This is a genomic window from Pseudomonas sp. MH9.2 (assembly GCF_034353875.1).
In the GTDB taxonomy this organism is placed as follows: domain Bacteria; phylum Pseudomonadota; class Gammaproteobacteria; order Pseudomonadales; family Pseudomonadaceae; genus Aquipseudomonas.
On record NZ_CP133784.1, the window covers coordinates 1,112,382 to 1,137,868 of the forward strand.

Genomic DNA, 25,487 nt, shown 5'->3' on the forward strand with positions numbered 1-25,487 from the left:
TCGCCATGAAACACGAAACAATCGAGAAAAACGTCGGCCTACTGATGTTGTTGATGGTCTTGGCTGTGAGCATCGGTGGCCTGACACAAATCGTCCCGCTGTTCTTTCAGGACGTGACCAATAAGCCGGTTGAAGGCATGAAGCCCTACACCGCGCTGCAGCTGGAAGGTCGCGATGTCTACATCGCCAACGGCTGTGTGGGTTGTCACTCGCAGATGATCCGTCCGTTCCGTGCTGAAACAGAACGCTACGGGCACTACTCGGTCGCCGGTGAAAGCGTCTGGGACCATCCGTTCCTGTGGGGCTCCAAGCGTACCGGGCCTGATCTGGCACGGGTCGGTGGGCGTTACTCCGATGACTGGCAGCGCGCGCACTTGTACAACCCGCGCAACGTGGTGCCTGAGTCGAAAATGCCTGGCTATCCATGGATGGTGAACGAGCCTGTCGACAGCAGCCACACCGTAACCAAGCTCAAAACCATGCGCAGCCTCGGCGTGCCTTACACCGACGCCGACATCGCCGGGGCCGTTGAAACGCTCAAAGGCAAAACCCAGATGGATGCACTGATTGCCTACTTGCAGGTACTCGGCACCTCGATCAAGAGCAAGAGGTAAGCCATGGATATCGGAGACTTACGCGGTCTTGGCACGCTGGTGGTGGCAATCGCATTTATCGGGTTGGCCTTTTGGGTCTTCAACAGTAAACGCAATCCGGAGTTCGCTGAAGCGCGCATGGCGCCTTTCGCGGACGAACCGCTGCCATCTCACGCTGAAGAACAATCTGTTGTAGAGCACCCTGTTGAGCGGAGTACCCAGCCATGACCACATTTTGGAGTACCTACATCTGTGTACTGACCATCGGCAGCCTGATCGGCCTTACGTGGCTGCTGATCGGCACCCGTAAGGGCGAAACCAAAGGCAGTACCGATCAGACCATGGGGCACAGCTTCGACGGCATTGAGGAGTACGACAACCCACTGCCCCAATGGTGGTTCATGTTGTTTGCCGCAACTCTGGTGTTCGCGGTCGGCTACCTGATCCTCTACCCAGGCCTGGGCAACTGGAAAGGCATTCTCCCCGGCTATGCGAATGGCTGGACCAGTGTCAATGAGTGGCAAAAGGAAATGGACAAGGCTGACACCAAGTTTGGGCCTATTTTCGCCAAATTTGCTGCCATGCCCGTGGAAGCAGTCGCCAAAGACCCACAAGCGCTGAAGATGGGCGGACGACTGTTCGCCTCCAACTGCGCCGTCTGCCACGGTTCGGATGCTCGGGGGGCCTATGGCTTTCCCAACCTGACAGATACCATTTGGCGATGGGGCGGCAGCGCCGACACTATCAAGACCACCATCATGGGTGGCCGTATAGCCGGCATGCCAGCCTGGGGTCCGATTCTCGGTGAGGAAGGGGTGAAAAACGTCGCAGCGTATGTACGTCACTCCCTCGCAGGACTGCCATTGCCAGCCGATGAAACCGCCAATGTCGAAGCCGGACAGCAAGTGTTCAACACCAATTGCGTAGCCTGCCACGGCGCAACAGGTCAAGGCACGCAAGCGATGGGGGCGCCGAACCTGACGCAACCGACCGGTTTCATCTACGGCAGCAGTCTGACCCAGTTGCAGCAGACTATCCGTTATGGTCGTCAAGGTCAGATGCCAGCGCAGAGCGAGCAGCTGGGCAATGACAAGGTGCAGTTGTTAGCCGCCTATGTTTATAGCCTGTCACAGGGTACTGCTCAGCAAGAGGCGCCAACAGCCAAGGCACAATAACGATTCAGCAACCCGGACAATCTCTGGGCTGTGCGTGAATGCCGCTCCTGTTACAGGAGCGGCAACTCCTTTCCCTCCGCGACCAAGTGTCGCACCCGTCGTTAGTACACCTTCCCACTCCCGACATTCAGGACTAAGCTTGCCGGCATAGTGGACTGCCAACAGTGGGCCACAGGTCAAGTGATACGAATGTTTTCGGCGATTGTGCTCGATAACTTGCGCAAAAAGCTCATCTACAGCGGCTATGGTCCGCGGGTTGTTGGTTTTGCGTTTTGTTTCGTCCTTTTCCCGCTGCATTCCGCCAGCCTGGAACCCTCACTTTTTTTCGTCCACTGCGGCATTTCGTCACTGCGCCTGACAGCTCCCTGACCGTGCTGAAATGACCGCAGAATCAGCTTCAGGAAGCGGTTGCAAGGCGTTGATCGCATTGCAATGGCAACTCGCTTTCTCCATACTGCGGCCGCTTTTTTATCCCTAAAAAACACCCAAACCGTGGAACCTTAGAATGAGCACAGCAATCAGTCCGACTGCTTATAACTATAAGGTAGTCCGCCAGTTCGCCATCATGACGGTGGTCTGGGGGATCCTTGGCATGGGGCTTGGTGTCTTTATCGCCTCACAGCTTGTTTGGCCCGAGTTAAACCTCGGCCTTCCGTGGACGACTTTTGGACGCTTACGCCCGCTGCACACAAACCTGGTGATCTTCGCCTTCGGTGGTTGTGCACTGTTTGCCACTTCTTACTATGTCGTGCAGCGAACCTGCCAAACGCGACTGATCTCCGACAGCATGGCCGCCTTCCACTTCTGGGGATGGCAAGCAGTGATCGTCGGCGCAGGCATCACGTTGCCGCTGGGCTACACCACTACTAAGGAATACGCCGAACTGGAATGGCCTCTCGCCATTTTGCTGGCCATCGTCTGGGTAACCTACGCTGCGGTGTTCTTTGGCACCATCATGAAGCGCAAAACCAAGCACATTTATGTGGGCCTCTGGTTCTATGGCGCCTTCATCCTCGTGACGGCGATGCTGCATATCGTCAACCACGCGTCGCTGCCCGTGACCCTCTTCAAGTCCTACTCGGCCTACTCCGGTGCGACTGATGCGATGATCCAGTGGTGGTACGGCCACAACGCGGTAGGTTTCTTCCTGACCACCGGCTTCCTGGGGATGATGTACTACTTCGTTCCGAAGCAGGCCGAGCGTCCGATCTACTCCTATCGCCTGTCGATCGTGCACTTCTGGGCACTGATCACCCTGTACATCTGGGCAGGCCCGCACCACTTGCACTACACCGCTCTGCCAGATTGGGCTCAGTCGCTGGGCATGGCGATGTCGATGATTCTGCTGGCGCCAAGCTGGGGCGGCATGATCAACGGCATGATGACGCTGTCAGGTGCATGGCACAAACTGCGTACCGACCCGATTCTGCGCTTCCTGGTCGTATCGCTGGCGTTCTACGGCATGTCGACCTTCGAAGGCCCGATGATGGCCATCAAGACCGTCAACTCGCTGTCTCACTACACTGACTGGACCATCGGCCACGTACACGCCGGCGCTCTCGGCTGGGTAGCGATGATCTCGATCGGTTCGCTGTACCACATGATCCCGAAAATCTTCGGTCGCCCTCAGATGCACAGTGTTGGCTTGATCAACACCCACTTCTGGCTGGCTACCATCGGTACCGTTCTTTACATCGCTTCGATGTGGGTCAACGGCATCACCCAGGGTTTGATGTGGCGTGCGATCAACGACGACGGCACCCTCACTTACTCCTTCGTCGAAGCATTGCAAGCCAGCCATCCGGGCTTCATCGTCCGCGCACTGGGTGGTGCATTCTTCGCCAGCGGCATGCTGTTCATGGCTTACAACGTGTTCCGCACCGTACGCGCCTCGAACCCGGCTGAAGCTGAAGCCGCCGCTCAGATCGCTGTAGTTGGAGCTCACTGATGAGACACGAAGTAGTCGAGAAGAATATCGGCCTGCTGGCCTTCTTCATGGTTATCGCCGTCAGCATCGGCGGCCTGACCCAGATCGTCCCCCTGTTTTTTCAGGACGTGACCAACAAGCCGGTTGAAGGCATGAAGCCTCGCCCGGCGCTGGAACTCGAAGGCCGCGATGTTTTCATCGCCAACGGTTGTGTCGGCTGCCACTCGCAGATGATCCGTCCGTTCCGTGCTGAAACCGAACGCTACGGCCACTACTCGGTCGCTGGTGAAAGCGTCTGGGACCACCCGTTCCTGTGGGGTTCCAAGCGTACCGGTCCGGACCTGGCCCGCGTCGGCGGTCGTTACTCCGATGACTGGCAGCGCGCGCACTTGTACAACCCGCGCAACGTAGTGCCCGAGTCGAAAATGCCTGCCTACCCGTTCTTGGTAGAAAACAAGCTCGACGGCAAGGACACCCCGAAAAAAATGGAAGTCTTGCGTACGCTCGGCGTCCCTTACACCGACGAAGACATCGCCGGTGCAAGTGCTGCTGTGAAAGGCAAAACTGAAATGGATGCGTTGGTCGCCTACCTGCAAGGTCTGGGCACCATCATCAAAAGCAAACGGTGATATTGATGGATATGGGGATGATTCGCGGCCTGGGCACCGTCGTAGTGATGGTGGCTTTTATCGGCCTGGCATTGTGGGTATTCAGCGGACGACGCAAGGCAGAGTTCGACGAAGCAACTTTGCTGCCCTTCGCGGATGACCCCGAAGCCATCAAGCACGTTGAGCAAGAGCAAGCTTCTAGGAGTAACAAAGAATGACTACTTTCTGGAGTCTGTACGTCACAGTCCTCAGTTTGGGTACCATCTTCGCCCTGACCTGGCTGCTGCTGTCCACCCGCAAGGGCCAGCGCAGCGAAGCGACAGAAGAAAAAGTGGGCCATTCCTTCGACGGTATCGAGGAATACGACAACCCACTGCCAAAATGGTGGTTCATGCTGTTCGTGGGCACCATCATCTTCGCGCTGGGCTATCTGGTGCTTTACCCGGGTCTGGGTAACTGGAAAGGCCTGCTGCCTGGCTATTCCTACCTGGACAACGACAAGAAAACCGAATTCGCCAATGGCCAATCCGGTTGGACTGGCGTGCACGAATGGGAAAAAGAAATGGCTAAATCGGATGCTCGATTTGGTCCGATTTTTGCCAAATTCGCATCCATGCCGATCGAAGAAGTCGCCAAAGACCCGCAAGCTTTGAAGATGGGGGGCCGACTGTTCGCCTCCAACTGCTCAGTTTGCCATGGCTCCGACGCCAAAGGTGCTTACGGCTTCCCGAACCTGACCGACGAAGACTGGCGTTGGGGTGGTGAACCGGAAACCATCAAGACCACCATCATGGGTGGCCGCCATGCGGTCATGCCTGCTTGGGGTCCAGTCATTGGTGACCAGGGCGTACGCGACGTCGCAGCGTTCGTTACCACCCAACTGGATGGCCGCAAGCTGCCTGAAGACGCTAACGCCGATCCGGTTGCTGGCCAGAAACTGTTCGCTACCAACTGCGTGGCATGCCACGGTCCGGAAGGTAAAGGCACCGCTGCAATGGGCGCACCTAACCTGACTCACCCGGCGGCATTCATCTACGGTTCGAGCTTCGCGCAACTGCAGCAGACCATCCGTTACGGCCGTCAGGGCCAGATGCCTGCTCAGGCATTGCTGCAAGGCAATGACAAGGTTCACCTGCTGGCTGCTTACGTCTACAGCCTCTCCCATGGAGACAAGGCTGCTGCCGCTGAGTAAAGCGAACGCGTGACCGCAACACACAACGGCCCCGCCAGTGAAAACTGGCGGGGCCGTTGTGGTTTTAGCTGTCTGATGATTTAGCCATACAGACCCCTTCGAGAATAAATTCGCGTACGGGTGAGTAATCTGCGGGAGCGAACACATTCGCGAAATCGCGGTATATTCCCCTCTGTCATTACGCCCTACCCGTCAAAACCGACCATAATCCATAAGTCAATTGATTCAGGTCATTACACCAACATTCGCTTTCACCCAACGCGACCAAAGGTCGCACCCCCGGGCCAGAGCGAGAGGCGTATCATTGGCGCCTTAGCGACACTCTTTTGACCACAGTCGGCACGCACTGGCTGAGGCTTTTTCCACTGCCGTGGGACGCACTAATGAGCAACCAGATTCCGGTACACAATGTCACTCCGCCGCCTAAAAAAGACAGCAGCGGTGTCGATCTCTATGCTTCCCGTGAAAAAATCTATACCCGTGCCTTCACCGGCCTGTTTCGCAATTTGCGGATGATGGGCGGTGCCGGGCTATTCCTGCTGTACTTCGGTACGGTCTGGCTGAACTGGGCGGGCCATCAGGCCGTCTGGTGGAACCTGCCAGAGCGTAAGTTCTACATTTTCGGCGCCACCTTCTGGCCGCAGGATTTCATCCTGCTCTCCGGCATTTTGATCGTCAGTGCCTTTGGCCTGTTCTTCATTACCGTATTCGCCGGGCGCGTGTGGTGCGGGTATACCTGCCCGCAAAGCGTCTGGACCTGGATTTTCATGTGGTGCGAGAAGGTCACCGAAGGTGATCGTAATCAGCGCATCAAGCTCGACAAAGCGCCGATGTCCGGCAACAAGTTCTTGCGCAAGCTCAGCAAGCACAGCTTGTGGCTAATCATTGGCTTCGCCACGGGCCTGACCTTCGTCGGCTATTTCGCCCCTATCCGTGACCTGACCATTGATTTTTTCACTGGGCAGGCTGATGGCTGGGCGTATTTCTGGGTCGGCTTCCTCACCCTCGCCACGTATGGCAACGCGGGCTGGCTGCGCGAACAAGTGTGCATTTACATGTGCCCGTATGCGCGTTTCCAGAGCGTGATGTTCGACAAAGACACCCTGATCGTGTCCTACGACCCACGTCGCGGCGAAAAACGTGGCACACGGAAAAAGGATATCGATTACAAAGCACAGGGTCTGGGGGATTGCATCGACTGTACGATGTGCGTACAAGTCTGCCCGACCGGCATCGACATCCGCGACGGCCTGCAGATCGAATGCATCGGTTGTGCAGCCTGTATCGATGCATGCGATACCATCATGGACAAGATGAACTACCCACGCGGGTTGATCAGCTACACCACTGAACACAACCTGTCCGGGCAGACAACGCACAAACTGCGTCCGCGCCTGATTGGTTATGCTGTGGTGCTGCTGGTGATGATGAGCTTGCTGGCGACCGCCTTTTTCATGCGTCCGCTGGTTGGTTTCGACGTCAGCAAGGACCGCGTGCTATATCGCGAGAACGCAGAAGGCCGGATCGAAAACGTTTATAGCCTCAAGGTCATGAACAAGGATCAGGTCGATCACACCTACACTCTCGATGCCTCTGGCTTGCCTGACCTGAAACTGCAAGGTCGTCGCGAATTCAAGGTGCAGGCGGGTGAGATCATCAGCATGCCGGTCGAATTATCGAGCGCACCGGAGCAACTGCCGTCGAGTACCAACGAGGTGACTTTCACCCTCAAGGATGCTGACAACAGTGGCACCCACGTTCAAGCCAAGAGCCGTTTCATCGGCCCGCAAATTCGCTAAGAGAAGTTAGTCATGTCCGTAGCAAACGCCTCTAGCCCTTGGTACAAGCACCTTTGGCCATGGATAATCATCGGCATCCTCGCCTGTTCGGTGACGCTGACCTTGTCGATGGTGACGATCGCCATCAATAACCCGGATAACCTGGTCAACGATAATTATTACGAGGCTGGCAAAGGCATCAATCGCTCGCTGGACCGTGAACTGTTAGCCAAGAGCCTCAACTTGCGCGCCGCGGTGCACCTGGATGAGCTGACAGGTGAAACCGAGCTGCGGCTGACGGGTGACAGCCAGCCGGAAACCGTGGAACTCAACCTGATCTCGCCGACGCAACCGGAAAAGGATCGCAAGATCATCCTGGCCCGCAGTGCGTCCGAGCCTGGCCGCTACATCGGCCAATTGAGCGACAAGGTCGAAGGTCGGCGCTTTGTCGAACTCCTCGGCGTGCAGAATGGCCAAACCTGGCGCATGTTCGAAGAAGAGCAAGTGCTCAACGGGAAACAGCTGTTGCTGGGCGACGAGCCACTCCAGGGCGCGGAAGACCTGAAAAACTGATCTGACGCAATGACCACGCCAACCCCCTGCTACCATTGCGCGCTGCCGGTTCCTGCTGGCAGCCGCTTCACGGCTGTCGTGCTCGGGGAAACCCGCGAGCTGTGCTGCCCAGGTTGTCAGGCAGTGGCAGAGGCTATTGTCGCTGGCGGCCTGGAAAGCTATTACAGCCATCGCAGTGAAGCGTCGGCCAACCCGGAAACGTTGCCCGTGCAATTGGTCGACGAACTGGCCCTGTACGATCGCCCTGACGTACAGGCACCCTTTGTGCGCCATGAAGGCGAACAGGCCGAAGCGACTTTGCTCATGGAAGGTATCAGCTGTGCCGCCTGTGGCTGGCTGATCGAGCGTCATCTGCGCAGTTTACCTGCCGTGGCCGAAGCCCGACTGAACCTGTCCAACCATCGCTTGCATGTGCGATGGGCCGATAGCCAGCTGGCGCTGAGCCAGGTACTCAGCGAATTACGCAGCATCGGCTATGCCGCACACCCTTATCAGTCCGACCGCGCCACCGAGCAACTGGCCAGCGAAAACCGTCTGGCCTTGCGCCAACTCGGCGTTGCCGGGTTGCTATGGTTCCAGGCGATGATGGCAACCATGGCCACCTGGCCGGAATTCAATATCGACCTCAGCCCGCAGATGCACACCATCCTGCGCTGGGTCGCGATGTTCCTCACCACGCCTATCGTGTTTTACAGCTGTACACCGTTCTTTAAGGGTGCCGTGCGCGATCTACGTACGCGCCACTTGACCATGGATGTTTCGGTTTCCCTCGCCATCGGCAGCGCCTATATCGCCGGTATCTGGACGTCGATCACTGGCGTTGGCGAACTGTACTTCGATGCAGTCGGCATGTTCGCCCTCTTCCTCTTGGCCGGCCGCTACCTGGAACGCCGCGCACGCGAACGCACGGCGGCAGCCACGGCACAGCTGGTCAATTTACTGCCCGCCTCTTGCCTGAGGCTCAGCGCCGACGGTCAAAGCGAGCGAATCCTGCTCAGCGAACTGCGCCTGACCGACCGGGTGCTGGTGCATCCCGGCGCCATATTGCCAGCTGATGGCAAGATTCTCGAGGGCCAGTCCAGCATCGATGAATCACTGCTGACCGGCGAATACCTGCCGCAGCCGCGAACCGTAGGCGACGCGGTCACCGCAGGCACACTCAATGTCGAAGGCGCGCTGACCGTGCAAGTTCTGGCCTTGGGTCACGACACACGCCTGTCAGCCATTGTCCGCCTGCTGGAACGCGCCCAAGCTGAAAAACCCCGTTTAGCGGAAATTGCCGACCGCGCCGCCCAATGGTTTCTGCTGCTGTCGCTGATTGCCGCCGCCGTTATCGGTCTGATCTGGTGGGAACTCGACTCATCTCGGGCCTTCTGGATCGTGCTAGCCATGCTGGTCGCTACCTGTCCGTGCGCGCTGTCGCTGGCAACGCCCACGGCGCTGACCGCCGCCACCGGCACTCTGCACAAACTGGGCCTATTGTTAACCCGCGGTCATGTGCTGGAAGGTCTGAACCAGATCGACACCGTGATTTTCGACAAGACCGGTACGCTCACCGAAGGTCGATTGGCACTGCGCACCATCCGCCCTCTGGGGGAACTGGATGCGGATCGTTGCCTGAGCCTGGCCGCAGCCCTGGAAAATCGCTCCGAACACCCTATTGCACGGGCATTTGGGCGCGCGCCGGTGGCCGCTGAAGATGTCCACAGCACGCCGGGCCTTGGTCTGGAAGGCCTTGTCGGCGAACAGCGCTTGCGCATCGGCCAGCCGGGATTTGTCTGCGAGCTCAGCGCCTGCGCACTGCCACCGACGCCCGACGAAGCCGGCCAGTGGCTACTGCTTGGCGACACTCAGGGTGCCCTGGCATGGTTCGTCCTCGATGATCGTCTGCGTGCCGATGCTCCCGCACTGCTGCAAGCGTGCAAGGCGCGCGGCTGGAAGACCCTGCTGCTCTCCGGCGACACGTCTCCGATGGTCGCCAGCGTAGCAGCCGAGCTGGGAATCGACGAAGCCCGTGGCGGTCTGCGCCCGGACGATAAACTTCAGGTGCTGCAAGCGCTGCACCAGCAAGGTCGCAAAGTGTTGATGCTCGGTGACGGGGTCAACGACGTACCGGTACTGGCCGCAGCAGATATCAGTGTCGCCATGGGTTCAGCCACCGACCTGGCCAAGACCACCGCCGACGCAGTGCTGCTGTCCAACCGCTTGCAAGCGCTGGTGCACGCGTTCAGCCTGGCGCGGCGCACCCGCCGGGTAATCATTGAGAACCTGCTGTGGGCAGGCCTGTACAATGGCCTCATGCTGCCCTTCGCGGCGCTCGGCTGGATCACCCCCATCTGGGCAGCGATCGGCATGTCCATCAGTTCGTTGACTGTGGTACTGAACGCCTTGCGTCTGACCCGCATGAAAGGCCTGCAAGACGCCACCCTTCTCAACACCCGCCCGCTGCCAACATGAATCGGCGGCCGGCTTCGGAGGCTCCATGCCGGCTCTATACATAATGATTCCAGCGGCGCTGTTGATCGTCGCAATCGCCATCTACATATTCTTCTGGGCGGTGGACAGCGGCCAGTACGATGACCTCGACGGTCCGGCACACAGCGTTCTGTTCGACGATCAGGACCCTCAACATCTGGCCGCCATGGAAGAAGCCACCGGCCACAAACCGGTACCTCAGGCCGAAAACAAAGACCAGGCCCCGCCCCATGCTTGAACTGGCCCCCCTGCTGGTGTCGGCAATCATCCTCGGTCTGCTTGGCGGCGGCCATTGCCTGGGCATGTGCGGCGGCTTGATGGGCGCGCTGACCCTGGCAATCCCCAAAGAACAACGTAGCCGGCGCTTTCGCCTGCTGCTGGCGTACAACCTGGGGCGAATTCTCAGCTACGCCACCGCTGGCTTGCTGATTGGCCTCGCGGGCTGGGCAGTGGCCAACAGTCCAGGCGCGATGATCATGCGCGTGATCGCGTCGCTGCTATTAATTGCGATGGGTCTGTATCTCGCAGGATGGTGGAGCGGCCTGACCCGCATCGAAAGCCTGGGGCGCGGCCTGTGGCGGCATATACAGCCGTTTGCCAGCCGCTTGCTTCCGGTGTCGAGCATGCCTCGCGCATTACTGCTTGGGGCGCTCTGGGGTTGGCTGCCCTGCGGCCTGGTCTACAGCACCCTGCTGTGGTCGGCCAGCCAAGGCAACGCCCTCGACAGCGCGCTGCTGATGCTCGCCTTTGGCTTGGGCACCTGGCCTGTGCTACTCGCCACCGGGCTTGCTGCCGAGCGCACCACTGCCCTGCTGCGCAAACGCGGTGTGCGCATGGCCGGCGGCCTGCTGGTTATCCTGTTCGGTATCTGGACGATGCCTGGTCCTCACCAGCATTGGTTGATGGGTCACTAAGCCCTCATCACCAGGAATAAACCGACCCTCCGTCAACGATTTGCCGCCAGAACGCAGGCCGTTGACGCAAATCAACACCGCCCTGAGCACACTTCCCTAGACTCAACGACATTGCCAGCCTATTCGGGAAATACCCGCATGCTCGACGCCATTCGTTGGGATTCCGATCTCATCCGCCGCTATGACCTGGCGGGGCCACGCTACACTTCATACCCCACTGCGGTGCAATTCCAGACCAAGGTAGGGGCATTTGACCTGCTGCATGCTCTGCGCGACAGCCGCAAGGCTCTACGGCCTCTATCACTGTATGTGCACATACCGTTCTGCGCGAACATTTGCTATTACTGCGCGTGCAATAAGGTCATCACCAAGGATCGAGGGCGGGCTCTGCCCTACCTGCAACGTCTGGAGCAAGAAATCCAGATGATTGCCTGCCACCTCGACCCGAAGCAACAGGTCGAACAGTTGCACCTGGGCGGCGGCACCCCGACGTTCCTGAGTCATGACGAATTGCGCCAGTTGATGGCGCATCTGCGCAAGCATTTCAATTTGCTCGACGACGACTCCGGTGACTACGGCATCGAGATCGATCCTCGCGAAGCCGACTGGTCGACCATGGGCCTGCTTCGCGAACTGGGCTTCAATCGGGTCAGCATCGGTGTCCAGGATCTCGACCCGCAGGTACAGCGCGCCGTCAATCGCCTGCAAAGCCTTGAAGAGACCCGCGCCATCATCGAAGCGGCACACACCCTGCAATTTCGCTCGGTGAATATCGACCTGATCTACGGCCTGCCCAAGCAAACGCCTAAGTCCTTCGCCCGCACCGTCGATGAAATCATCACGCTGCAACCGGATCGCCTGTCCGTGTTCAACTACGCCCACCTGCCGGAGCGCTTCATGCCCCAGCGGCGGATCAATGCGGATGAACTGCCGGCGCCAGAGCAAAAACTTGAAATGCTCGAACGGACCATCGAACAGCTGACGGATGCCGGTTACCGCTACATCGGAATGGACCACTTTGCCCTGCCCGATGACGAACTGGCCATCGCCCAGGAAGAGTCAACGTTGCAACGCAATTTCCAGGGCTATACCACCCACGGCCATTGCGATCTGATCGGGCTCGGCGTCTCGGCAATCAGCCAGATTGGCGACCTGTACAGCCAGAACAGCAGCGACCTGAATGATTACCAGACCTTGCTGGCCGGCGACCAACTTGCCACCAAGCGCGGCCTGCTATGCAATGCCGACGACCGCGTGCGCCGAGCAGTGATCCAGCAACTGATCTGCCATTTCAGCCTGAACTTTGCTGGTATCGAATACGCGTTCAATATTGATTTCAGGGGCTATTTCAAAGAGGAATGGCCGCAACTCCTGACGATGGTCAACGACGGCCTGATCGAAATCGATGAGACGGGGATAACCGTGCTACCAGCGGGTCGTCTGCTGGTGCGCTCAGTGTGCATGGTGTTTGATGCCTACCTGAACCACCAAAATCGCCAACGCTTTTCACGGGTGATCTAACCCGATATAGCCCCCCTTTACCGATTGAAGGAGGGCAATACACATCGGTTACTTTGCAGCGGTTTTGGCGTTTTTCTCGATAAGCTTGATCAAGCTGGCGGAGGCCGTAAACAGTGCTGCAGTCAATTGCGCCAACTCCGACTGAATACTGCTCGCCTGTGTCTGCTTCTGCTCCGGGCTCAGGCTTTTGTTCGACATCACCGCCTGCAATCGTGCCTGCGCCTCGGCGATCTGCTTTTGCAGTTCTTTGATCCGTTTTTGGAGCATTTTGATGGGGTCGGTGCTGTCAGCGCTGTCGCTAGCTGCGGCCTTGGCCTTTTCTATTGCAGCGGTGGACAGCTCGACCTTCACGCTTACCGGCGCTTTGCCGGTACCCTCTTCGTCGGTCGACGCGGCTGCAGCAACCGCTCTGGTTTGCGGGGTTGTGGCTTGAAAGCCAGTGCTGCTGGACGCACTGAGGTTGACGGACAACATGAACGGCGCTCCTGAGTCAGTTAGGCCACCACTTGTTATCGGCAGTCGTGCGAAGAGCTTTATCGTCTTGCGTTAAATCTGCTGGCACTGGCCGGAACAGCTTGCGCTGGGTTACCCTTATGTCTTCTGTGTGTTTTCCCACAAGGATTGAAGTCATGTCTGAGCCAGTCAAACTGCGCGCACCTAACCAGGCCCATTGCAAGGATTGCAGTTTGGCCCCGCTGTGCCTGCCGCTTTCTTTGAATCTGGAAGACATGGATGCACTCGATGACATCGTCAAGCGCGGTCGTCCACTGAAAAAAGGCGAGTTTCTGTTTCGACAGGGCGATGCATTTGGTTCGGTGTATGCGGTGCGCTCCGGTGCGCTGAAAACCTTCAATCTCAGCGATGGCGGTGAAGAACAGCTCACCGGTTTCCATCTGCCGAGCGAGTTGGTGGGTCTGTCCGGCATGGACAGCGAAGCCTACCCGGTATCGGCTCAGGCACTGGAAACCACATCCGTGTGTGAAATCCCGTTTGAGCGCCTTGATGACCTGTCGGTTCAACTCCCACAACTGCGTCGGCAATTGATGCGGATCATGAGCCGGGAAATTCGTGACGATCAGCAAATGATGCTGCTGCTCTCGAAAAAAACTGCCGACGAACGCATCGCCACGTTTCTGGTCAACCTGTCGGCCCGTTTCCGCGCTCGCGGTTTTTCGGCCAATCAGTTTCGCTTGAGCATGTCGCGCAATGAAATTGGCAACTTCCTGGGTTTAGCCGTGGAGACAGTGTCGCGGGTGTTCACCCGTTTCCAGTCGAGCGAGCTGATCGCAGCCGAAGGCAAGGAAATCCAGATCCTCGATCCTATCCAACTCTGCGCGCTGGCGGGCGGCTCAATCGAAGGCTGAGGCATGCTATCCATGGCGGCTGCGCTGTAGACTAGCGTCAGCCAATACGCCTCAGGATCCTCTTGATGATTTTCGACGAATTCAGCTTCAAATCCCTTATTCGCCCGGTCATGGACTTCCCTAAACCTGGCGTTGTTTTTCGCGATATTACCCCGCTGTTTCAATCGCCAAAGGCCCTGCGCCTGGTGATCGACAGCTTCGTGCAGCGCTATATCGACGCCGAATTCAGCCACATTGGCGCCATGGATGCTCGCGGCTTCTTGATTGGCTCAATCGTCGCTTATGAGCTGAACAAGCCACTGATCCTGTTCCGCAAGCAAGGCAAACTACCGGCAGACGTGTTGTCCGAGCCCTACCAGACCGAGTACGGCGAAGCATGGCTGGAAGTGCATGCCGACAGCCTGTGTGAGGGCGATGCCATCGTGATGTTCGATGATCTGATTGCCACCGGTGGCACGCTGGTCGCGGCCGCCAACCTGGTACGCCGCATGGGCGCCCATGTCTACGAAGCCGCAGCGATCATCGACCTCCCGGAACTCGGCGGCTCACAGCGCCTGGAAGACATGTCCATCCCGACCTTCTGCCTGACCAACTTTGCGCTGAGCGATAGATAGCGACAGGGGGGAATCAAGCGCCTGCAGGTTTTCGAAAATACACAATCAAAGCCCCATCTGCTTGGCAATGATCTCGTTCATTACCTCACGCGTACCGCCTCCGATTGAAAGGATGCGGTTATCGCGGTACAGGCGCTCCACCAGGCTATCGCGCATATAACCCGAACCGCCAAGGATCTGCACCGCGTCGTAAGTGATGCGGTCGGCGGTGTCGGTGGCGAAGTTCTTCGCCATGGAAATCTCTTTGATCACGCTCTGCCCCGCTGCCATTTTTGCCGCCTGGCGGTAGGTGAATTCGCGTGACACTTCCAACTGCGTGGCCATTTCTGCCAACCGATGCTTGAGCACCTGGAACTTGCCAATCGGTTTGCCAAATGCCTCACGCTGCTTGGCCCAACTCAGGCTCTGTTCAAGCGCCAGTTGTGAGGTCATATTCGCCATCAGCGCCAGTGCCAGGCGCTCATACTGAAAGTTGCCCATGATGCAGGCAAACCCCATGTTCTCCGCGCCAATCAAATTGGCCATCGGCACCCGACAGTCCTCGAAAAACAGCTCAGCCGTGTCCGACGCCCACCAGCCCATTTTCTTCAGCTGCCGACCGACACTAAAACCCGGAGTGCCCTTCTCTATCAGCAACAGACTGATGCCCGCAAACCCAGGCTCACCGGTGCGCACTGCTACGGTATAAAAGTCGGCGCGTATGCCGCTGGTGATAAATGTTTTGCTGCCGTTGACCCGATAGCCGTCACCGTCTCGCACCGCACGGGTTTGCAGGTTCGCCACATCAGAACCACCCCCGGGCTCAGTGATCGCCAGCGCCATGATCTTTTCCCCGCTCAGCACCTGCGGGACAACACGTTCGCGTAGCGCCGGCTGCCCCCACTTGACCACCGGCGGCAAACCAATGTCCAGCGAACCCAAACCGGCGACCAGCCCGGCAGACCCGCAACGCATCAGCTCTTCGCTGGCCGCAACCTTGGCAAATACATCACCTTCATGGCTGCCGCCCAGCGCTTCGGGATAACCAATGCCCAAAATCCCGGCAGCGCCCGCCTTCAGGTAGAGCTCACGCGGAAAGCCTTCGGCCTCCTCCCACTCATCGACGAAAGGCAGTATCTCTCGCTCGACAAAGCGCCGCACGGCGTCGCGGATCAATTGGTGGTTGGGGTCGAAGTATTGCTGAAAGTCGGACATCGGCGCGCTCCACTGAGAGGTTCAGCGAACTTACCGAGCGCTTGCTTGGTTTACAAGCGCTAATCGTTCCTCACGCCGAAGCCTCGAACCGGCGCCGAGGAACGATCCATCACAATGCTATTGGCTTACGCCCTGCAAACGAATGCGCCAATGTACCGCCGTCCACCAGCTCCAGCTCACCCCCCAGCGGTACGCCGTGGGCGATGCGGGAGGTGATCAGGCCTTTGTTGCTCAGCAACTGGGCGATGTAATGCGCGGTGGCTTCGCCTTCGACGGTCGGGTTGGTGGCGAGAATAATTTCGGTGAAGGTGCCCTGCTGCTCGATGCGCGTCACCAATTGCGGAATGCCAATGGCTTCCGGCCCGAGACCGTCCAGCGGCGACAAGTGCCCCTTGAGTACAAAGTAGCGACCACGGTAGCCCGTCTGCTCCACCGCATAGACATCCATCGGCCCTTCGACCACGCACAGCAGTGTGTCGTCACGACGAACATCCGAACATTGCGGGCAAAGATCGTCTTCGGTAAGGGTGCGGCAGAGCCGGCAATGGCCGACGCCCTCCATGGCCTGACTCAATGCCAGCGCCAGGCGCGAACCGCCGCTGCGATCACGCTCAAGCAATTGCAGGGCCATGCGCTGTGCAGTTTTTTGACCGACGCCGGGCAATGTACGCAGAGCATCGATCAATTGGCGAATCAGGGGGCTGAAGCTCATGAGAAAGGTCCGACAAAACAACGAGACGCGGTTTATACCCGCGCCTCCGGTTAGCGTCAATTCAAGCATCAGCGACACGGACGACCAGCTTGCCAAAGTTGCGTCCTTCCAGCAGACCGATAAAGGCCTCGGGCGCCTGTTCGAGCCCTTCGACTATATCTTCACGAAACTTGATCTTGCCCTCTTTAACCCACGGGACCATGGCAGCGAGAAACTCCGCGTGGCGATCGCCATACTCCTCGAACACGATAAAACCCTGAATCCGTGCGCGCTTGGTCAGCAACGTGCGCATCAGCAATGGCAAATGATCGGTCCCTTCCGGCAGCGACTGCGCATTGTATTGGGCGATCAAACCGCATAAAGGAATCCGCGCACGGGCATTGAGCAGTGGTAGCACCGCGTCGAACACCTTTCCGCCAACCAATTCAAAATAGATGTCGATGCCATTGCCACAGGCTTTCGCCAGCTCATCGGCGAAATGTTCACTTTTGTGATCGATACACGCGTCAAACCCCAACTCATCGACCACGTACCGGCATTTTTTGGCACCGCCAGCGATGCCCACCACGCGCAAACCCTTGAGTTTGGCCACCTGCCCTACCACCGACCCGACCGCACCGGACGCCGCAGCCACCACCAGGGTCTCCCCGGCTTTGGGCTTGCCGATGTCCATCAGGCCCATGTACGCGGTCATCCCTGGCATACCCAGCACGCCGACGGCCATTGAAGGGCTGGGTAGATCCTTGGGCACCGACACCACTTGCGTACCATCGCAGATGCTGTGGGTTTGCCAACCGGTCATGCCTACGACCAGATCGCCCGGCTTGAAATGGGCATTGCGTGACTGCTCGACGCGGCTCACCGCCCCGCCCGTCATGACGTCATTGACCTGCACCGGTTCCGCATAAGACGGCGCGTCGCTCATGCGCCCACGCATATAGGGGTCGAGGGACAGATAGAGCGTACGCAGCAACACCTGACCCTCTTCCAGATCAGGCAGCGCCTCACGCTCCAGACGAAAATTCTCTGGCATGGGTGCGCCTTTGGGACGAGAGGCCAGAACGATGCGTTGGTTGAGGATCAATTCTTGCGCCATAGAGCAGTTCCTTAATCGATAAATTCAGGCTAATACAGAGCAGACCGTTTTGCTCGGCAGGCGTTCGGTCGATATCCAATAAAGCAACCCGTGCAGGCATGGTCTTGCCCACGATAAGCCGGGGACGCGCTCGACCCGCAGGACCTTCTTCGCAGCAAAAAAAAGCCAGGCACGGGGCCTGGCTTCCGGTCACGCTAAAACGTTTTAGAACGGCAGTTTCATGCCCGGTGGCAATTGCATGCCCGCCGTCATGCCAGACATCTTTTCCTGGCTGTTCTGCTCGATCTTGCGCACAGCGTCGTTCACCGCGGCAGCGATCAGGTCTTCAAGGATTTCCTTGTCTTCCTGCATCAGGCTGTCATCCAGGCTGATCCGTTTGACGTCATGACGACCGGTCATCACGACGCTGACCAGGCCTGCGCCCGACTGCCCGGTGACTTCGGCATTGGCCAGTTCTTCCTGCGCCTTGGCCATTTTCTCTTGCATCTGCTGTGCCTGCTTCATCAGGCCGGCCATGCCACCTTTCATCATGGGAATTCACCTCAAGTATTGATGGGTCATTTTTGCGTAGCGCCACACAGGCGCCACGCACGTCAGTTAAAGAGTCTGAGCCGCCGGAGCATCAACAGGTTCAATCGTATCCTCTCGAATCACCGCGCCAAACTGTTGCAGCATTTGCTGGATGAACGGATCGGCGTGGATCGATGCTTCTGCTTCGCTCTGGCGCTCGGCACGGCGGCGCGAACCCGCCTGAGCCGGGGTTTCCTGCTCGGGTTTGATCAGCTCGATGCTCAAGTTCAAGGTCCGCCCGTGGTATTGATTCAGGGCATCGTTGAGTCGGCGCAGTTGCGTTGTATTGAACAGCGCGCTGTGGGCCGGGTCCAGGTGCAGCAGCCAGTTATCGCCCTCCACGGCCATCAAGGTGCAATTGGCAGCGATACTGCCCGTCATGCCCGACACCGGCAGCTTCGGAAACAGATTCAGCCACTCCAGCGCCAGCCCTGTCGCCGGCATCAAGGCCGGTAACGGCTCGGGCTCAACGACCTCGGTCACACTGTCGTGGGCCAGTTCGTCCAGGTAGCTATAAGATGCGGGATCAATGTCCACCTCCACATCGAAGAAATCATCATCGTCCGGCGGCTCGTCATCACGGTCCATGGGCGCAGGAACGAATGCCACTGACTCTGGAACCGGCTCAACCATGGCCGGCGTCGCCACCTCCGTAGCAGCCTGTACGTCCTCAGGCTTAACTACGTCAGGCGCGTCGGGAACCGGGCTTGCGGGTGCCGGTATCGGCATGGGCGTCAGGTCCGGCTGTTCGGCCACGGTATCGAGCATCGGCTCGGGAACGGTTTCTACGACCGGCTCGGAATCGGATTCCGGCTCAGAGATCGACTCAACGTCGGCTTGTAGCTCTGGTTCAGGCTCAATTACCGGCTGCACGGCCCTGGGCTCATTCCAGGGTAAATCGACTTCTTCTGCCGGAGCAGGTTCAGGCATGATCGGCGCGGCAACAGGCTGAACAACCGGCTTATCCATAGGTGCAGGCACAACGGCAGCTACCGGGGCGGCTGCAACTACCGGCGCAACGGAAGTCGCGCCGGCCACTGGTTGCCTGGAATCAACTGTGGCCTGGTTGATCCCCACTGGCTTTAGCGGCTGCCTCGGCGCATCAGTGCTGTCAGCGGGGCGGAAGGCCAGCATCCTCAGCAGAACCATCTCGAAGCCACCCCGAGGGTCTGGCGCCAGCGGTAAATCACGGCGGCCGATCAGGCCCATCTGATAGTAGAACTGCACGTCTTCGGCGGGTAACGCCTGAGCCAGTGCCAGCACCCGATCCCGGTCGCCATGACCGTTATCGACGCCTTCGGGCAACGCCTGGGCAATGGCCACGCGGTGCAACACGTTGAGAATTTCCGAGAGCACACCATTCCAGTCCGGCCCTTGCTCGGCCAGATGTCGCACGGCTTCAAGCACCCCGCGCGCATCGCCATCAAGCAGCGCATGCAGCACGTCGTACACCTGGCCATGATCCAGCGTGCCCAGCATGGCGCGAACGTCCGCCGCCATGACCTTGCCTTCGCCGAACGCAATCGCCTGATCGGTCAGGCTCATGGCATCGCGCATAGACCCATCGGCAGCGCGGCCCAAGAGCCACAGCGCGTCGTCTTCGAACGGTACATTTTCGACCGTGAGCACGTGGGTCAAATGCTCGACCACACGCTCGGGAGTCATGTTTTTCAGGGAAAACTGCAGGCAGCGCGACAGAATGGTCGCCGGCAACTTCTGCGGATCGGTGGTTGCCAGGATGAACTTGACGTAGGGCGGCGGCTCTTCCAGGGTCTTCAACAGGGCGTTGAACGAGTGAGTGGACAGCATGTGCACTTCGTCGATCAGGTAGACCTTGAAGCGCCCGCGGCTTGGTGCGTACTGCACATTATCAAGCAGCTCACGGGTGTCTTCGACCTTGGTCCGGCTCGCGGCGTCGATCTCGATCAGGTCGACGAAACGCCCCTCGTCGATCTCCCGGCAGACCGAACAAGTCCCACAAGGCGTCGACGTGATGCCCGTCTCACAATTCAGGCATTTGGCGATAATCCGCGCAATCGTGGTTTTGCCCACGCCACGGGTGCCGGTAAACAAATAAGCATGGTGCAGCCGTTGGCTGTCCAGCGCGTTGATCAAGGCCTTGAGCACATGGGTCTGGCCGACCATTTCGCGGAACGAGCGCGGACGCCATTTACGTGCAAGAACCTGATAACTCATCGAAAACCGTCGCAACTGGGAAGCGGAAGACCGCCAATGCTAGCGGAGCAAGGGCAAAATTGCATCCGGTGTCATTCTCTAATATGACTACGCTGTTGAAATGGAGGAAACTTCGGCATCAAATTCATCCTGAATCGCATCGTATTGCCCACGCAAAGGAACCGAATGCGGCCGCTCTTGAGCACTTTGTTGTCACTCAGCTGCTTATGCTCGTGCTTCAGCTACGCCGCTGAGGCACCTTTGCGCTTTTCGATTGCCGACAGCTGGTCGATGCCATTGGTACAGATCGACGGCGCTCAGCCAACTGCCGGATTCCTGTTCGACATCATGCAGAGCCTGGCCCGACAGGTCGGCCGCCCCGCGGAATACCATGTATTAGCCCGTCTGCGCGTGCAAAACGCGCTGGACCGTGGCGAAGTCGATGTTCGTTGTTACGCCGCGCAATCCTGGGTACCCAACTTCTCCGGTGACTACACCTGGAGCCTGCCGCTGATGACCCAACGCGACCTATTGATCAGTACCGCTGACAACACAGCTCCGATCCGCGTCGACCAGCTTAATGAACAGATGATCGGCACCGTTCTGGGTTATACGTATCCGCGCCTGCAACCCCTGTTCGACAACCACCAATTACACCGTGAAGACGCCCGTAGCCAGGAACAAGTCCTGCAAAAACTTGGGGCAGGCCGTTATCGCTATGCCGTGGCCAATGAATGGTCGATGAACTGGTACAACCGCCAACTGCCACCGGACAAACAATTGCACAGTGTTTCCATCGTCGAAGAACAAGCGGTAGGCTGCATCGTGCGTAACGACCCGAACCTGCCGGTACAGACCATTCTACGTGCTTTGTTGCGCATGAAAATGTCAGGGGAGATTGATCGGATCATCGAGCGCTACGGCACTCAGGCATCACTCTCGCTTGAACGGAATTAGCCAGCGGCTCGCTAGCACCCGGACCGCGGCGTTAATCGCTAAACCCTTCACGCCTACCTTGTAGCATCAGCGTCACACTGCCTGACTACCCTCCTCCGAAATCATTTGTTACGAACTCAGCCAAACACGCAGGTAACCGCCATGAACAACAAAGACGACGACGCGTTGCAGCCGCCTGCTGGCGATAACCCACCCGATGCGGGTAGAAGACGTTTCCTTGGTGGCGTCGCGGCGCTTGGCGTCGGCGCGACCCTCAGCGCTTACGTTTCAGGCAACGAGCCGCCAGCCAAGCCCGACGACAAGCCTTTAACCGGTGCCGCGCTGGATCAGGCACTGCGCGATAACGTGAAAACGGTGGTGGTCATCTACGCCGAAAACCGTAGTTTCAACAATTTGTTCGGTGACTTCCCGGGTGTCGAAAAGCCGCTGGCTGCGCTCACCACAAACGATTATCAGCAACGCGACCGCGACGGCAGCATTCTGGAATCCCTGCCCCCGGTATGGGGCGGTATATTGCAGATTGGCCCACAAACCGTAGACGGCGTGACCTACCCCGCCGAAACCCAGTTTCAAGAGCACCTGATCAACGCGCCCTTCGCCCTTGAGGGGCCCAATGGCGAAGATCTGCCGCTAGGCTTGGTCACCCGCGACCTGTGGCATGTTTTTTATCAGAACCAGATGCAAATCAATGGCGGCAAGAACGACAGCTTCGTCGCCTGGGCAGACTCGGGTGGCCTGACCATGGGCCATTACGCGCAAACCCAGTACTCCCTGCGCCTGTGGGACGTGGCAACGGAGTTCGTGCTGTGTGACAACTTCTTTCAGGGCGCTTTCGGCGGCTCGTTTCTCAATCACCAGTACCTGGTGTCCGCTACTGTGCCGTTTTACCCTGACGCCGCGAACTCACCGGCCAAACAGCAAATCGCCACACTACAGAGCGATAATCCGCACGATACGCGGCTCAAGCCTCTGGAGAAGTCTCCCGCCAGCGCCATGACCGGCCCACCGCAATTCGGTCCAAGCGCATTGACGCCCGACGGTTATGCGGTCAACACCCTAGCCCCACCATACTGGCCGACCTGGCTGCGTGACCCCGAGCGCCCGGACTACTCAAAACCGGGTCTGGCCAACGTATTGGTGCCGCAAACCCATGACCATATCGGCGACAAACTGTCGAAGAAGAACATCGACTGGGCGTGGTACGCCGGCGGATGGCAGGCCACCATCGACCAGTTCAAAGACTCTCCCGGCATCCCGAAAATCCCGAATTTTCAGTATCACCACCAACCGCTCAACTACTTCAAAAAGCTCGGCCCCGACAACCCCGCAGAACGCAGCAAACGCCTGCGCGACGCAGGTTTGGGTGAAGAGTCCAGAACCAACAAATTCTTCGCCGACGCCGAAGCTGGCAAGCTGCCCGCCGTCACTTTCTACAAGCCCCAAGGCAACCTCAACATGCACGCCGGTTACGCCGACGTTGCCTCTGGAGACCGCCACATCACTCGCGCCATCAAAGTCCTGCGCAACAGCCCGCAATGGAAAAACATGGTCATCGTCATTGCGGTCGACGAAAACGGCGGCTGGTGGGACCACGTCGCGCCGCCAAAAGGCGACCGCTGGGGCCCTGGCACACGTATTCCGGCGCTGGTCGTCTCCCCCTTTGCCCGCAAAGGGGTTGTTGACCACACCGTCTATGACACCGCCTCAATCCTGCGTTTGATCACTCGAATACACGGGCTGGAGAAGCTGGATGGGCTGAAAGAGCGGGATGAAGAAATGCTGACCAGAGGCCAGGAGCCCATGGGGGATTTGACTAAGGCGTTGCAATTTTTCGAGGCCTAGCAACGCCTGCACCGAATGATCGGCGACATTCATCCCCTCTTTCGCAGCAAGAGATTAAGTTGATCGACCACCTCGGCCCAGTCGGCGTCTTCAAGGATCTCCTCGCGCAGAAAAGAGGCCTGTGCGGGGGTCCAGAAAAAAGCGTCCTCTAACGCAAGGTCGGCCTTGAGGGGTGAATGAGTGGCGAGGAAGGCGTCAATGCTTACCGGGTCGGCCGCAAGCCCCAACTGTTGAAAAAGAGCCGGCAAACTATGCACAGGTAATTCCATGAGTCCCTCCTTGAGCCAGGTTGAACGCACGCGGCACAACCTGGCTCGATCATTGACGCTCATTACTGGCAGACCTCACGCACCTCGGCATGCGGCACCAGTTTCAGGTATTGGTCCATGCGCATGTGGACCAAATAGTGGTGGTTACCAGCTTCCAGGTAGATGTCCTCCTGGCGGGTCAACATCGGATCGAGCAGCATCTTGATTCCATAGGCCTCACCCAGTGCCGGGATCGCGCCACGCTCACAGTCGCCGAACAGGTGCGGCAAGCCACTTTCGCGAGTGAGCTGCCAATCCCCACTGGTTTGTATTTTGCTCAAATCCAAATGCCGATCAGCGGGCAACACAGCCATCATGTAATGCCCGTGTTGATCATCGAGAATCACTGATTTAGCCAAGCGCTCCGCCGGAACGCTGGCCACCCGCGCGGACTCCAGACTCGTCGCCGAGTGCGGGTGAGCCACGATGTCATAATCACAGCGCGCCTGTTCCAGGCTACGTTGTACCGTTTTGGCCATACGCATGATGCACCTCCACGCCCTGCACGGAAGGGCAGAGCCGATATCTTTAACGTCAAGTTTAGGCAGCGCACGGCGTGGAGGCGATTGGATGGCAGTAACAGTTAAGACTATGCGGCACCGTCAATAGTCGAGAATGAACTAAGATCAGAACCTGCCTGCTCGCCCCTCTGTATGCCTACTTTCTGATGTAGATCAACCCCCCCTTAACACCGACTCCTATTCTTAAAACGGCACTCACGACGTTGATAGGAGCTGAAGATGAAAAAAGCAGGCCTGATCGGCCAATACATACTGATGGCAGCAAGTGCTTTACTGCTGCCATCAACCAACGTCTTTGCTAACCCGGAAACGCCACCATCAGGGGGGGTGGCCGAATACCGTCAGAATTTTGACTGGGTCAAGCACACGCAACAGACTCTGGACGAACTCAAGGGCAAGCTGAATCTAACACCAGCGCAAATGCCTGCGTGGGAGACATGGTCCGCCGGCTTGATGACGGATGCCCATCAGCAACTGGAAAAAGACAAACCCGGACATGAGGAAAAAGGGAGCACGGCGAAACCGGTGATTGACGAAACAACGCCGGAAAGAATGGCACAAGGAATAGAGCGTTTACACGCACAAATCACCTGGATGCAAGCACACGTAGCTCGTCTGGAAGCGGCTCAAGCTCGCACCAAAACGTTTTATGACACGTTGAGCACTGACCAAAAAACCATATTCGATCTGTTCTGGAACGGGATGCACCGCAGAATGCACGGGTACGGCGGCTGGGGCACACACATGCCCATGTCGAGCCCCATGATGGAAGAAAACCAAAGCCGAACACACGAAGAATAAGCTGCATTGCACAGTCTATTAGGTAGACATCATGAACATTGACTCGATAAAACGTTGCACGCTTATTGGCGTGGTTCTGATCGGTACGAGTCTTTCATTACCGGCCACCGCCGACTCGCATGGAGGCGGTCATGGTGGCGGCTGGCACAGCGGCGGCCCCGCATGGTGGGGCATAGGAATTGGTTTGGGCCTGGGCTGGGAAGCCGCGCACATTGCCGGCCCTTACTACTACCCTGCTTACCCGGTCTATTACTATCCCGCCCCTGCTTACTACTACCCTTACAGGCCGTCCACGGTGGTGATTGAGCCAACACCGTCGATGCCGCCCGAGAGGATAACGACGGGGGCGCCATCAAGCCCTCCACCCGCGCCCAATTGGTACTACTGCGACTCGGCCAAAGGCTACTACCCCTACGTACGCCAGTGTCCTGAACCGTGGCGCACAGTCCCGGCGACTCCACCCGGACCGACACGCTGACCTGTCCAGCGAGTGCGATTCGAGGAAGGAATTCTGGACGTGAGAAAACACCCTTTGAATCGCCTTGTAGCGAAAGAGTGGTTAGCTGTTTTAATCGAG

The 25,487-nt window shown here is 58.2% G+C and carries 28 protein-coding genes; 20 read left to right on the forward strand and 8 right to left on the reverse strand.

Features of this window, described 5'->3' with window-relative positions:
* Nucleotides 1-5: 5 nt before the first annotated feature.
* The 14 genes from ccoO (RHM55_RS05070) (at nt 6) to hemN (ending at nt 12,756) form a co-directional block, all read left to right on the forward strand.
* Nucleotides 6-614 (forward strand): cytochrome-c oxidase, cbb3-type subunit II, encoded by a 609-nt coding sequence (ccoO, locus tag RHM55_RS05070; protein ID WP_322179880.1) that lies wholly within the window; start codon nt 6-8, stop codon nt 612-614.
* Between the two features lie 3 nt (nt 615-617).
* The gene (locus RHM55_RS05075) at nt 618-821 is read left to right on the forward strand and encodes a cbb3-type cytochrome c oxidase subunit 3 (protein ID WP_322179881.1); all 204 of its coding nucleotides are present in this window, start codon (nt 618-620) and stop codon (nt 819-821) included.
* Nucleotides 818-1,768, forward strand: a complete 951-nt coding sequence (ccoP, locus tag RHM55_RS05080; protein WP_322179884.1) for a cytochrome-c oxidase, cbb3-type subunit III — start codon at nt 818-820, stop codon at nt 1,766-1,768. Before RHM55_RS05075 ends, ccoP (RHM55_RS05080) begins: the two co-directional genes overlap by 4 nt.
* A gap of 189 nt (nt 1,769-1,957) precedes the next feature.
* The gene (locus RHM55_RS05085; RefSeq protein ID WP_322179886.1) at nt 1,958-2,137 is read left to right on the forward strand and encodes a hypothetical protein; all 180 of its coding nucleotides are present in this window, start codon (nt 1,958-1,960) and stop codon (nt 2,135-2,137) included.
* A gap of 136 nt (nt 2,138-2,273) precedes the next feature.
* A complete protein-coding gene (gene ccoN / locus RHM55_RS05090) occupies nt 2,274-3,716 on the forward strand; it encodes a cytochrome-c oxidase, cbb3-type subunit I (RefSeq protein WP_322179887.1) in 1,443 nt (480 codons plus the stop codon).
* Nucleotides 3,716-4,324, forward strand: coding sequence for a cytochrome-c oxidase, cbb3-type subunit II (ccoO, locus tag RHM55_RS05095; RefSeq protein ID WP_322179888.1), 609 nt, complete (start codon nt 3,716-3,718; stop codon nt 4,322-4,324). Before ccoN ends, ccoO (RHM55_RS05095) begins: the two co-directional genes overlap by 1 nt.
* A gap of 5 nt (nt 4,325-4,329) precedes the next feature.
* Nucleotides 4,330-4,521 (forward strand): cbb3-type cytochrome oxidase subunit 3, encoded by a 192-nt coding sequence (locus RHM55_RS05100; protein WP_219060523.1) that lies wholly within the window; start codon nt 4,330-4,332, stop codon nt 4,519-4,521.
* Nucleotides 4,518-5,495 carry a cytochrome-c oxidase, cbb3-type subunit III gene (gene ccoP / locus RHM55_RS05105; protein WP_322179890.1) on the forward strand — a complete coding sequence of 326 codons (978 nt, stop codon included), beginning with the start codon at nt 4,518-4,520 and terminating at the stop codon, nt 5,493-5,495. The genes RHM55_RS05100 and ccoP (RHM55_RS05105) overlap by 4 nt, the downstream gene beginning before the upstream one ends.
* A 383-nt stretch (nt 5,496-5,878) precedes the next feature.
* The gene (ccoG, locus tag RHM55_RS05110; protein WP_322179891.1) at nt 5,879-7,294 is read left to right on the forward strand and encodes a cytochrome c oxidase accessory protein CcoG; all 1,416 of its coding nucleotides are present in this window, start codon (nt 5,879-5,881) and stop codon (nt 7,292-7,294) included.
* Nucleotides 7,295-7,306: 12 nt separating this feature from the next.
* Nucleotides 7,307-7,846 (forward strand): FixH family protein, encoded by a 540-nt coding sequence (locus tag RHM55_RS05115; protein ID WP_322179892.1) that lies wholly within the window; start codon nt 7,307-7,309, stop codon nt 7,844-7,846.
* Between the two features lie 9 nt (nt 7,847-7,855).
* On the forward strand, nt 7,856-10,303 hold the full coding sequence (locus RHM55_RS05120) for a heavy metal translocating P-type ATPase (protein WP_322179893.1): 2,448 nt from the start codon (nt 7,856-7,858) through the stop codon (nt 10,301-10,303).
* Between the two features lie 25 nt (nt 10,304-10,328).
* On the forward strand, nt 10,329-10,559 hold the full coding sequence (gene ccoS / locus RHM55_RS05125; protein ID WP_322179894.1) for a cbb3-type cytochrome oxidase assembly protein CcoS: 231 nt from the start codon (nt 10,329-10,331) through the stop codon (nt 10,557-10,559).
* Nucleotides 10,552-11,235: a sulfite exporter TauE/SafE family protein gene (locus RHM55_RS05130; RefSeq protein ID WP_219060517.1), complete on the forward strand. Its 684-nt coding sequence runs from the start codon at nt 10,552-10,554 to the stop codon at nt 11,233-11,235. The genes ccoS and RHM55_RS05130 overlap by 8 nt, the downstream gene beginning before the upstream one ends.
* Nucleotides 11,236-11,373: 138 nt before the next feature.
* Nucleotides 11,374-12,756: an oxygen-independent coproporphyrinogen III oxidase gene (hemN, locus tag RHM55_RS05135; protein WP_322179895.1), complete on the forward strand. Its 1,383-nt coding sequence runs from the start codon at nt 11,374-11,376 to the stop codon at nt 12,754-12,756.
* A gap of 48 nt (nt 12,757-12,804) precedes the next feature.
* Here the strand turns inward: hemN and RHM55_RS05140 are convergent, their stop codons facing one another.
* Entirely contained in the window at nt 12,805-13,230 is a 426-nt protein-coding gene (locus RHM55_RS05140; protein WP_322179896.1) for a hypothetical protein, read from the reverse strand.
* Between the two features lie 155 nt (nt 13,231-13,385).
* Here RHM55_RS05140 and fnr point away from each other — a divergent pair, with 155 nt between their 5' ends.
* Nucleotides 13,386-14,120, forward strand: a complete 735-nt coding sequence (gene fnr / locus RHM55_RS05145) for a fumarate/nitrate reduction transcriptional regulator Fnr (protein WP_219060514.1) — start codon at nt 13,386-13,388, stop codon at nt 14,118-14,120.
* A gap of 65 nt (nt 14,121-14,185) precedes the next feature.
* The gene (locus tag RHM55_RS05150; protein ID WP_322179897.1) at nt 14,186-14,734 is read left to right on the forward strand and encodes an adenine phosphoribosyltransferase; all 549 of its coding nucleotides are present in this window, start codon (nt 14,186-14,188) and stop codon (nt 14,732-14,734) included.
* A gap of 45 nt (nt 14,735-14,779) precedes the next feature.
* On the opposite strand, the gene RHM55_RS05155 is transcribed toward RHM55_RS05150, so the two are convergent.
* From RHM55_RS05155 to dnaX, 5 genes are all read right to left on the reverse strand, one after another.
* Nucleotides 14,780-15,928: an acyl-CoA dehydrogenase family protein gene (locus RHM55_RS05155; RefSeq protein ID WP_322179898.1), complete on the reverse strand. Its 1,149-nt coding sequence runs from the start codon at nt 15,926-15,928 to the stop codon at nt 14,780-14,782.
* Nucleotides 15,929-16,037: 109 nt separating this feature from the next.
* A complete protein-coding gene (gene recR / locus RHM55_RS05160; RefSeq protein ID WP_322179899.1) occupies nt 16,038-16,640 on the reverse strand; it encodes a recombination mediator RecR in 603 nt (200 codons plus the stop codon).
* 61 nt (nt 16,641-16,701) lie between these two features.
* Complete coding sequence (locus RHM55_RS05165; RefSeq protein WP_322179900.1) at nt 16,702-17,736, reverse strand: NADP-dependent oxidoreductase; 1,035 nt, start codon at nt 17,734-17,736, stop codon at nt 16,702-16,704.
* A gap of 204 nt (nt 17,737-17,940) precedes the next feature.
* Nucleotides 17,941-18,267, reverse strand: coding sequence for a YbaB/EbfC family nucleoid-associated protein (locus RHM55_RS05170; RefSeq protein ID WP_219060509.1), 327 nt, complete (start codon nt 18,265-18,267; stop codon nt 17,941-17,943).
* Nucleotides 18,268-18,333: 66 nt separating this feature from the next.
* A complete protein-coding gene (gene dnaX, locus RHM55_RS05175; RefSeq protein WP_322179901.1) occupies nt 18,334-20,502 on the reverse strand; it encodes a DNA polymerase III subunit gamma/tau in 2,169 nt (722 codons plus the stop codon).
* Nucleotides 20,503-20,667: 165 nt separating this feature from the next.
* Here dnaX and RHM55_RS05180 point away from each other — a divergent pair, with 165 nt between their 5' ends.
* Nucleotides 20,668-21,438 (forward strand): transporter substrate-binding domain-containing protein, encoded by a 771-nt coding sequence (locus tag RHM55_RS05180; protein WP_322179902.1) that lies wholly within the window; start codon nt 20,668-20,670, stop codon nt 21,436-21,438.
* Between the two features lie 141 nt (nt 21,439-21,579).
* Nucleotides 21,580-23,280, forward strand: a complete 1,701-nt coding sequence (locus RHM55_RS05185) for an acid phosphatase (RefSeq protein WP_322179903.1) — start codon at nt 21,580-21,582, stop codon at nt 23,278-23,280.
* A 29-nt stretch (nt 23,281-23,309) separates the two neighbouring features.
* On the opposite strand, the gene RHM55_RS05190 is transcribed toward RHM55_RS05185, so the two are convergent.
* Nucleotides 23,310-23,549 (reverse strand): DUF2789 domain-containing protein, encoded by a 240-nt coding sequence (locus tag RHM55_RS05190; RefSeq protein WP_322179904.1) that lies wholly within the window; start codon nt 23,547-23,549, stop codon nt 23,310-23,312.
* Nucleotides 23,550-23,611: 62 nt separating this feature from the next.
* A complete protein-coding gene (locus RHM55_RS05195) occupies nt 23,612-24,073 on the reverse strand; it encodes an aminoacyl-tRNA deacylase (protein ID WP_219060504.1) in 462 nt (153 codons plus the stop codon).
* A 255-nt stretch (nt 24,074-24,328) separates the two neighbouring features.
* Between RHM55_RS05195 and RHM55_RS05200 the strand changes: the two genes are divergently transcribed.
* Both RHM55_RS05200 and RHM55_RS05205 read left to right on the forward strand, forming a co-directional pair.
* The gene (locus RHM55_RS05200; protein ID WP_322179905.1) at nt 24,329-24,910 is read left to right on the forward strand and encodes a Spy/CpxP family protein refolding chaperone; all 582 of its coding nucleotides are present in this window, start codon (nt 24,329-24,331) and stop codon (nt 24,908-24,910) included.
* A gap of 31 nt (nt 24,911-24,941) precedes the next feature.
* Entirely contained in the window at nt 24,942-25,388 is a 447-nt protein-coding gene (locus RHM55_RS05205; RefSeq protein ID WP_322179906.1) for a hypothetical protein, read from the forward strand.
* The last annotated feature ends 99 nt before the right edge of the window (nt 25,389-25,487 follow it).

What these genes read in the sequence shown, in the direction of transcription:
- ccoO (WP_322179880.1), top strand. Translation starts at nt 6, where the DNA reads ATGAAACACGAAACAATCGAGAAAAACGTCGGCCTACTGATGTTGTTG.
- hemN (WP_322179895.1), top strand. Translation starts at nt 11,374, where the DNA reads ATGCTCGACGCCATTCGTTGGGATTCCGATCTCATCCGCCGCTATGAC.
- ccoN (WP_322179887.1), top strand. Translation starts at nt 2,274, where the DNA reads ATGAGCACAGCAATCAGTCCGACTGCTTATAACTATAAGGTAGTCCGC.
- RHM55_RS05150 (WP_322179897.1), top strand. Translation starts at nt 14,186, where the DNA reads ATGATTTTCGACGAATTCAGCTTCAAATCCCTTATTCGCCCGGTCATG.
- RHM55_RS05195 (WP_219060504.1), bottom strand. Translation starts at nt 24,073, where the DNA reads ATGCGTATGGCCAAAACGGTACAACGTAGCCTGGAACAGGCGCGCTGT.
- RHM55_RS05130 (WP_219060517.1), top strand. Translation starts at nt 10,552, where the DNA reads ATGCTTGAACTGGCCCCCCTGCTGGTGTCGGCAATCATCCTCGGTCTG.
- RHM55_RS05205 (WP_322179906.1), top strand. Translation starts at nt 24,942, where the DNA reads ATGAACATTGACTCGATAAAACGTTGCACGCTTATTGGCGTGGTTCTG.
- fnr (WP_219060514.1), top strand. Translation starts at nt 13,386, where the DNA reads ATGTCTGAGCCAGTCAAACTGCGCGCACCTAACCAGGCCCATTGCAAG.
- RHM55_RS05100 (WP_219060523.1), top strand. Translation starts at nt 4,330, where the DNA reads ATGGATATGGGGATGATTCGCGGCCTGGGCACCGTCGTAGTGATGGTG.
- RHM55_RS05075 (WP_322179881.1), top strand. Translation starts at nt 618, where the DNA reads ATGGATATCGGAGACTTACGCGGTCTTGGCACGCTGGTGGTGGCAATC.
- RHM55_RS05085 (WP_322179886.1), top strand. Translation starts at nt 1,958, where the DNA reads ATGTTTTCGGCGATTGTGCTCGATAACTTGCGCAAAAAGCTCATCTAC.
- ccoS (WP_322179894.1), top strand. Translation starts at nt 10,329, where the DNA reads ATGCCGGCTCTATACATAATGATTCCAGCGGCGCTGTTGATCGTCGCA.
- ccoP (WP_322179884.1), top strand. Translation starts at nt 818, where the DNA reads ATGACCACATTTTGGAGTACCTACATCTGTGTACTGACCATCGGCAGC.
- recR (WP_322179899.1), bottom strand. Translation starts at nt 16,640, where the DNA reads ATGAGCTTCAGCCCCCTGATTCGCCAATTGATCGATGCTCTGCGTACA.
- RHM55_RS05200 (WP_322179905.1), top strand. Translation starts at nt 24,329, where the DNA reads ATGAAAAAAGCAGGCCTGATCGGCCAATACATACTGATGGCAGCAAGT.
- RHM55_RS05120 (WP_322179893.1), top strand. Translation starts at nt 7,856, where the DNA reads ATGACCACGCCAACCCCCTGCTACCATTGCGCGCTGCCGGTTCCTGCT.
- RHM55_RS05155 (WP_322179898.1), bottom strand. Translation starts at nt 15,928, where the DNA reads ATGTCCGACTTTCAGCAATACTTCGACCCCAACCACCAATTGATCCGC.
- ccoG (WP_322179891.1), top strand. Translation starts at nt 5,879, where the DNA reads ATGAGCAACCAGATTCCGGTACACAATGTCACTCCGCCGCCTAAAAAA.
- ccoO (WP_322179888.1), top strand. Translation starts at nt 3,716, where the DNA reads ATGAGACACGAAGTAGTCGAGAAGAATATCGGCCTGCTGGCCTTCTTC.
- RHM55_RS05165 (WP_322179900.1), bottom strand. Translation starts at nt 17,736, where the DNA reads ATGGCGCAAGAATTGATCCTCAACCAACGCATCGTTCTGGCCTCTCGT.
- RHM55_RS05140 (WP_322179896.1), bottom strand. Translation starts at nt 13,230, where the DNA reads ATGTTGTCCGTCAACCTCAGTGCGTCCAGCAGCACTGGCTTTCAAGCC.
- RHM55_RS05115 (WP_322179892.1), top strand. Translation starts at nt 7,307, where the DNA reads ATGTCCGTAGCAAACGCCTCTAGCCCTTGGTACAAGCACCTTTGGCCA.
- RHM55_RS05190 (WP_322179904.1), bottom strand. Translation starts at nt 23,549, where the DNA reads ATGGAATTACCTGTGCATAGTTTGCCGGCTCTTTTTCAACAGTTGGGG.
- ccoP (WP_322179890.1), top strand. Translation starts at nt 4,518, where the DNA reads ATGACTACTTTCTGGAGTCTGTACGTCACAGTCCTCAGTTTGGGTACC.
- RHM55_RS05180 (WP_322179902.1), top strand. Translation starts at nt 20,668, where the DNA reads ATGCGGCCGCTCTTGAGCACTTTGTTGTCACTCAGCTGCTTATGCTCG.
- dnaX (WP_322179901.1), bottom strand. Translation starts at nt 20,502, where the DNA reads ATGAGTTATCAGGTTCTTGCACGTAAATGGCGTCCGCGCTCGTTCCGC.
- RHM55_RS05170 (WP_219060509.1), bottom strand. Translation starts at nt 18,267, where the DNA reads ATGATGAAAGGTGGCATGGCCGGCCTGATGAAGCAGGCACAGCAGATG.
- RHM55_RS05185 (WP_322179903.1), top strand. Translation starts at nt 21,580, where the DNA reads ATGAACAACAAAGACGACGACGCGTTGCAGCCGCCTGCTGGCGATAAC.